The sequence below is a fragment of the Actinomycetes bacterium genome, from assembly GCA_036000965.1.
In the GTDB taxonomy this organism is placed as follows: Bacteria; Actinomycetota; CALGFH01; order CALGFH01; family CALGFH01; genus DASYUT01.
On record DASYUT010000257.1, the window covers coordinates 1 to 6,528 of the forward strand.

General features: G+C 72.8%; 5 protein-coding genes, 1 tRNA gene and 1 pseudogene. 4 read left to right on the forward strand and 3 right to left on the reverse strand.

What is annotated here, in order from left to right; all coding sequences use genetic code 11:
* The 3 genes from VG276_22355 to VG276_22365 all read left to right on the forward strand — a co-directional run.
* A partial coding sequence (locus VG276_22355) for an FtsX-like permease family protein (GenBank protein HEV8652060.1) occupies positions 1 to 409 on the forward strand: 409 nt, incomplete at its 5' end.
* Positions 410 to 495: 86 nt separating this feature from the next.
* A complete protein-coding gene (locus VG276_22360; protein HEV8652061.1) occupies positions 496 to 2,043 on the forward strand; it encodes a sensor histidine kinase in 1,548 nt (515 codons plus the stop codon).
* The gene (locus tag VG276_22365; GenBank protein ID HEV8652062.1) at positions 2,040 to 2,696 is read left to right on the forward strand and encodes a response regulator transcription factor; all 657 of its coding nucleotides are present in this window, start codon (positions 2,040 to 2,042) and stop codon (positions 2,694 to 2,696) included. Before VG276_22360 ends, VG276_22365 begins: the two co-directional genes overlap by 4 nt.
* A gap of 65 nt (positions 2,697 to 2,761) precedes the next feature.
* Here the strand turns inward: VG276_22365 and VG276_22370 are convergent.
* The 3 genes and pseudogenes from VG276_22370 to VG276_22380 all read right to left on the reverse strand — a co-directional run bounded on the left by VG276_22370 (position 2,762) and on the right by VG276_22380 (position 4,554).
* Positions 2,762 to 2,893 (reverse strand): annotated as a pseudogene (locus VG276_22370) (dihydrofolate reductase).
* 559 nt (positions 2,894 to 3,452) lie between these two features.
* Positions 3,453 to 4,046: a class I SAM-dependent methyltransferase gene (locus tag VG276_22375; protein HEV8652063.1), complete on the reverse strand. Its 594-nt coding sequence runs from the start codon at positions 4,044 to 4,046 to the stop codon at positions 3,453 to 3,455.
* A gap of 178 nt (positions 4,047 to 4,224) precedes the next feature.
* Positions 4,225 to 4,554 (reverse strand): TfoX/Sxy family protein, encoded by a 330-nt coding sequence (locus tag VG276_22380; protein HEV8652064.1) that lies wholly within the window; start codon positions 4,552 to 4,554, stop codon positions 4,225 to 4,227.
* A 611-nt stretch (positions 4,555 to 5,165) separates the two neighbouring features.
* Here VG276_22380 and VG276_22385 point away from each other — a divergent pair.
* Positions 5,166 to 5,238: transfer RNA gene (locus tag VG276_22385), tRNA-Lys, on the forward strand.
* Positions 5,239 to 6,528 lie beyond the last annotated feature (1,290 nt).

A 6,528-nucleotide genomic window follows, 5' to 3' on the forward strand; every position in this document is an offset into this window, starting at 1 on the left:
CGCCCGCGTGGCCGCCAAGGGCGCCACCACCGGCCTGTTCCTGGGCCTGGGCGCGGTGGCGCTTTTGGTGGGGGGGATCGGCATCGCCAACACCATGGTCATCGGGGTGCTCGAGCGCCGCAGCGAGATCGGCCTGCGCCGGGCGCTGGGTGCCACCCGCAGCCACGTCGCCGCCCAGTTCGTGGTCGAGTCGCTGCTGCTGGCCGCCATCGGCGGCGCCACCGGCCTGGCGATCGGCGCCGCGATCACCGTCGGCGTGGCCGACCGGCAGCGGTGGCCGGTGCTGGTCCCGCCCGTGGCCATCTGGGGCGGCCTGGCCGCGGGGCTGGCCATCGGCGCGGTCGCCGGGCTGTACCCGGCGATGCGCGCCGCGCGCCTGGCGCCGACCGACGCGCTGCGCAGCGTCTGACCTGCCACAGCCGGACTCCGGGCCGGTCGCCGTTCCGGTGGGGCGCGTCGATGGTGGAAGATTGGCGGCAAGGACGGGGAATGCCGATGAAGCGACGCTTGGGCCTGCAGGCCAAGATGACCGCCTCCTATCTGCTGGTCACCGCCGCGGCGGTCATCCTGGTCGAGGCCGTGGTGGCCGTGATCGTGGTGCCGGGGCTGGTGTCCCAGGCCGAGCAGCCGACGCTCGTCCCGCTCACCGCCAGCGGCTACGCCAACAGGGCCATGCTGCTGGCCGCCAGGTCGGGCCGGCTGCCGACCGACCGCGAGCTGCAGCTCGGCGACCGCGAGCTGCGGCTGGGGCCCGGCCAGGCCCAGGTGTCCGCCGACGGCACCGGCGTGGCCATCCCCTACACCACCATCCCCCAGGACGACACCAAGCCCATGTCGCTCGCGCTGCTGCTCACCCCGGACGGGCGCGTGGTAGCCAGCTCCTACCCGGCCCGGTACCGGGTCGGCGGGCGGGTCGGCGAGCCCGGCATGGGCGCGCTGCCCGCCAGGATGACCACCAAGCCGCCCCTGGCATGGGGGAAGCTCGACGGCCTGGTCCCGACCCCCACGCCCAGCGGCGACGTGCTGTGGGCGGCCGCGCCAGTGGTCGACCTCGGGAAGCAGCCCGACCTGCAGCGCAAGCCCCTCGCCACGTCCGACCTGCTCGGCGTCGTCTACGTGCAGGTCCCGGCCGCGGCCAGGCTTCCCGGCCTGGCCGGGGAGTCGACCCGCTGGGACGCCGTGCTGCCGCAGCTTGGGGTCGGGCTGCTGGTGCTGGTCGCGGCCATCCCGGTCGGGCTGGTCTTCGGCCTGTTGTCGACCCGGCGGCTGGTCGGGCGGCTGCAGCGGCTGGCCGCCACCACCGTCGCGGTCGCCGGCGGCGACTTCCAGCAGCGTGTGGCGGTGTCCGGCGGCGACGAGGTCGCCCAGCTCGAGGGCAACCTCAACCGTATGGCCGAGCGGCTGGACGCCGCCATCGCCACCGAACGCCAGCTCGCCGAAGCCGGCGAGCGCGCCCGCATCGCTCGCGAGCTGCACGACTCGATCTCGCAGGACCTGTTCTCGCTGCGCCTGCTCGCGGGCGGCCTGCGCAGGGCGCTGCCGGCCGGCTCCCCGCTGCACCCGCAGGTCGAGACGATGGAGCACACCGCCACCCAGACCATGCACGAGATGCAGGCGCTGCTGCTGGAGCTGCGTCCGGTCGCGCTCGCCGACGCTGGCCTGGTCGCGGCGCTGCAGGAGCTGTGCGGGGCCTACCACCAGCGGCTCGGCGTGACCGTCGACGCCGAGCTCGAGCCGGTCGAGCTGGTCCCACCCGCCGAGCACGCCGTGCTGCGCGTCGTCCAGGAGGCGCTCGTCAACGCCGTCAAGCACGCCCAGCCGACCAGGATCACGCTGCGGCTGCACCACCAGGACGGCCAGGTCGCGGTCGCGGTCACTGACGACGGCGCCGGCTTCGACCCGGCCCGGGCCACCGAGCGCCACGGCCTCGGCCTGGGGTTGATGCGCGAGCGGGTCGCCGAGCTGGGCGGCACCTTCCAGCTCGACTCCACGCCGGGGCAGGGCACCAGCGTGCGGGTCGTGCTGCCAAGGGGCCGGCCGTGATCCGGGTCCTGATCGTCGACGACCATCAGGTCGTCCGCCAGGGCCTGCGCTTCCTGCTCGAGCAGGAGGACGGCATCCAGGTGGCCGGCGAGTGCGCCGACGGCCCCAGCGCGATCGCCGCGGCGCGCACCCTGGCACCCACCGTGGTGCTGCTGGACCTGTTCCTCCCCGGCCAGGACGGCATCAGCGTACTCGGCCAGATCAAACAGGACCGGCCCGCCACCGAGGTGCTCATGCTCACCTCCTCCCAAGACGACCAGCACCTGCTGGCCGCGGTCCGCGCCGGCGCGCTCGCCTACCTGCCCAAGACCGCCGGCGTCGACCAGGTCGTCGCCGCGGTCCGCGCCGCCGCCCGCGGCGAGAGCGTGCTGGAGCCCCGGATCGCCGCGCGGCTGGTCCGCGAGGTCCGCCAGGTCGCGGCCCGCCGGCGGCCGCTGGACCAGTTGTCTCCACGCGAGCTGGAGGTCCTGGCCGCCCTGGCGCGCGGCCGCTCCAACCGCCAGGTCGCCCGGGCCCTGCAGATCGGCGAGGAGACCGTCAAGGCGCACGTGTCCAGCATCCTGGCCAAGCTGGGGCTCGCCGACCGCACCCAGGCCGCGATCTTCGGCCTGCAGCAGCGCCTCGTCCCCCTCGACCAGGCCCTCGACGAGTAGCAGCGCCGACGCGCACCGGGAGCAACCAAGCCGCCCCGGCATTGGCACCACACGCGGACGCCGCATCCACTCTTGCCGATCACCTCGTCCACCGTCGGGTTGGGCCCGAGGTGCTCGGTCAACCAGGACATGTCACCACCGTGGCCGGCGATGAAGCCGTCCAGCGACATCGTGACCGAATACAGCACCTTACCCATGATCTACTTCCGTCGAGATCAATTTTGGTTGCCCCCTGTTGAGACGGCGGGTCGCGCGCAAACTCATCGGTGCGTCGGTGGCAACGCTGTGGGCAGGGCGAACGCCGGGAACAGGCCGGGGTCCCGGAAACGGCTGCAGCCACGCGATATCGGTACGGGGCGGCAGCGCAACGCTCGGATCCGACGGCGCCGCCACGTGGTGCGGGAGTACCCGGCGTGCCCGGCCGTCGAGGCAGTCGATGACCACATGGTGGAGTCGTCCGATCATGAGCTCAGATCCTCTCCTGAGGTTCCCCGGTTCTCCGGAGGGTGGGCCATCTGGCGCCCAAGGGTCGGCTTGGATGGTAGAGCCACGCCGGGTCCTCCTGCTGCACCCGGCAGGTCCGCTCGTCGCGCCAGCGGAGCAGGCCCCCAGCCGCAGCCCAGCACCGCGCAGGCGACGCAGCCCGGGGCCTGGACAGGCCGCTCAGGCGGGCGAGGCGGTCGGCATCGTCTTGCACCTTGCGCACGGCATCCCGCCAGCGGGCCGTGTACCGGGCCAGGGCCCGCTCCCGCATGGTCATGCCGACGGCCCGGGCGATGCGAACCGCGCCCGCAGCAGCCAGACCGGCCGCTGCACGCCGGCGCCCAGGCGCTTGCCCCAGGTCGAACGGGCGGCGGCGACGTCGGCGGCAGTCGCCGGCCGTGCCTGGGTGATGACCAGCCCGTAGCGGCCGTACGCCCCGGCCACGGCGTGGAAGGTCGCTTCCTGGATCGGCGCCACGCCGGCGCCGCGGTCCCGGACCGTCGCCGACAGCAGCATCGACACGGTCGCGCCCGGCCGCATGACCCTGGTCAGCCCGGTCATGGTCGCCGGGTCGGCGCCGAGCAGGCCACGGAGCAGCGAGCCCCATGGGAAATGGACGGTGACCAAGTCGGCCACGCCGTCCAGCTCTCGCGGCAGCGCCTCGGCGGCGGCCACCACGAACAGGGCGTTGGGCAGCCCGCCGCGGCGGGGCGTGGCGCCCGCACGCCGCGACGCCGCCGCCATCGCCGCGGCGCTGGCGTCGACACCCACGACCAGCCGGTCGGGCTGCGCCGCAGCACTGGCGAGCACGGAGCGGCCGTCGCCGGTTCCCAGGTCGATGGTGGCCGCCGCGTGGCAGGCGGCCAGCTGGCGGAGTTAGCCGACGTCCGCGTCCCGCAGACGCCGGCCTACAACCGTGCGCATCGCGCCTCCTCTTCCTCTCCTCTTCCTCTTGGTAAGCGGTCGGTCGAGGGTCAGTCTCCCCGACCCGGCCCGCGTTACAGCCCGGAGCAAGACCCAACCAGGGGCTCGTCGCCACCGGTGGCTACTTCGGCGGCAGCGTCCGTACGAACCTGAGCGCTTCGTCCACCCAGCCGGCAAGGGCGTCGTCGGCCTCGAGGGCGTTGGGGTCGACCGTGATCCATCCCTTCATCGGGCGGCCACTGAAGTCGAACAGCCGGCTACCAGGGCGCCCGAGCGCGGCCTCCGTGGCGTCGAGGCCGACACGAGCGATCAGCTCCTCGCCCATCACCCCGACACACAGGTTGCCGTCGACCAGGAATGACAGGCCGCCGAACATCTTCTTCTCTGCCACTCCGCTCGTGCCGGCGAGTTGCTCACGGAGCCGCTGCGCCAACCCCTCGTCGAACGCCATGCGCAAAGCCTACACCGCCTACACCGTGAGATGTCCCCAGCCCGTGAGCACCGGTGTCTTGCCGGGCTCGGTGGCGCCCACAGACGGCGTGCGAGGTCGCACGCCTGCCCGCGACGCCCGCGACGGACGAGCCCCAGCCCCCTCCCAGCTACGGTAATGGCGCCGCTGACCCGAGTTCAGCTGAACGACCCGCTGACCCGAGGTTCAGCCGAACGACCCGCTGGCCGGAGGGTTCAGCCAAACGCCGCGGCGCCGAACACCCTGGGCACCGTTCATCCCTTCAGGCGTGCTCTGGCATGATCCTCTGAGCGCTCAACTCCTTGGTCGTGGCGCTCGCCTCGTGCGGCGACGGCGATGACAGCGACCGCAGGGCCGCCGAGCCGGCTGACACCAAGACCGCAGCCGGCTCGGCCATGTACCGCGACGCGTCGCTCGCCGTCGAGCAGGCCTTGGGGGGTTCCCTGGTGACCCCGACAAGGATCAAGCGGCCGCCGTCAGCTCACATGTCAGCCCGCTTCGGCTGCCGGTGGCGTCCAGCGGTGGGCGCCTCCCCCGACGATCACCAACCGCCTCGCTGCCACACGCAACCGTCTGGTAGTCTCGGCACTCGCGCGCCGCTAGCTCAATTGGCAGAGCAGTGCCCTCTTAAGGCAACGGTTCGGGGTTCGAGTCCCTGGCGGCGCACCCCACAAACCCGCAGGTGAGGCCCGGTATTGCGCCGGGCCTTCCTCGTTGCTTGGGTTGCCCTGGGCCGTCTCTGGGCCGTCGCCGCTTGACGGGAGGGCGGCCCGAAGCTCCACCACGACCCCCGGGCCGGAACCCTTCAGGCCCTCGGCCAGCATGGCGTCGAGCCGGTCCCGCAACTCAAGGTCGTGCCCCTCGAACAGATGCCCGTAGCGGTCGAGCGTGAACGCGACCGAGGTGTGCCCAGCGCGCACACTGACCTCCTTGGGGTTCGCCCCGGCTGCGATCCACAGCGCGACGGCGGTGTGCCGGAGGTCGTGCGGGCGCAGCGGCGTCAGGCCAGCGGTGCGCACGGCGGGAAGCCATACCTTCGCCCGGAAGTTCGAGGTTCGCAGGGTTGCGCCCTTGTCCGACGTGAACACACGAGCGTCGGCCGGGCCGATCGGCCCCATGTGGGCGGCCAGCTCCTCAACAACGGCCCGCGGCAGGCCGACTGTCCGGCGCCCGGCCCGCGTCTTGGGCGGCCCGATGTAGAGCCTGCCCTTGACCTCCACGACGATCTCGGCCACGTCGACCATGCCTCGCAGGAGGTCCACGCGACCCCTGCGCAGGCCGGCCAGCTCGCCGATGCGCAACCCGCCGTAGGCCCCGAGCAGAACCAGCGCCCGATAGCGAGGGCCGATCGCGTCAGCCAGGCGGGCGACCTCCGCCGGGGTGAGGAACCGCATCTCGTCGCGCTCTACCTTCGGCAGCCGCACCGCCCGGCATGGCGAGCGGGCGAGCATGTCGGCGTTGACGGCAGCGGTCATCGTGCGTCCTAGGAGCTGGTACGCCTTGACGACGGTGGCCGGCTTGAAGCCCCGAGCCGACAGCTCGGCCACCCACGCCTGCACGGCCGGCTGCGTGATCGCGGCCAGGGGTGTAGCGCCGAACCGCGGGAGAACCAAGGAATCGAAGTAAGAGTGGTCCCGCGCCTGGGTGGAGGGCCGCAGGTCGGCCGCTGTCGTCCACCACGTCTCAAGCCAGGCAGCCAAGGTGACCTTCCCAAGCGCCGGGTCGGTCCATGTCCCGTGCAGCTTCCCGCTCTCCGTCGTGGTCAGGAACCGCTCAGCGTCGACCTTGCGAGGAAAGCTCTTCGAGCGTTCTCGCCCGGCCGGGTCGATGTAGCGGGCGCGATAGGCGACCTTGCTCTCGCGCCCGCCACACTTCTGGCAGCCTCCATCCCTGAACGGACCGCCGCACGGCCGGCAGCGGACTCGCCGCTCGATGTGCGCCATCGCCCGGTTACGC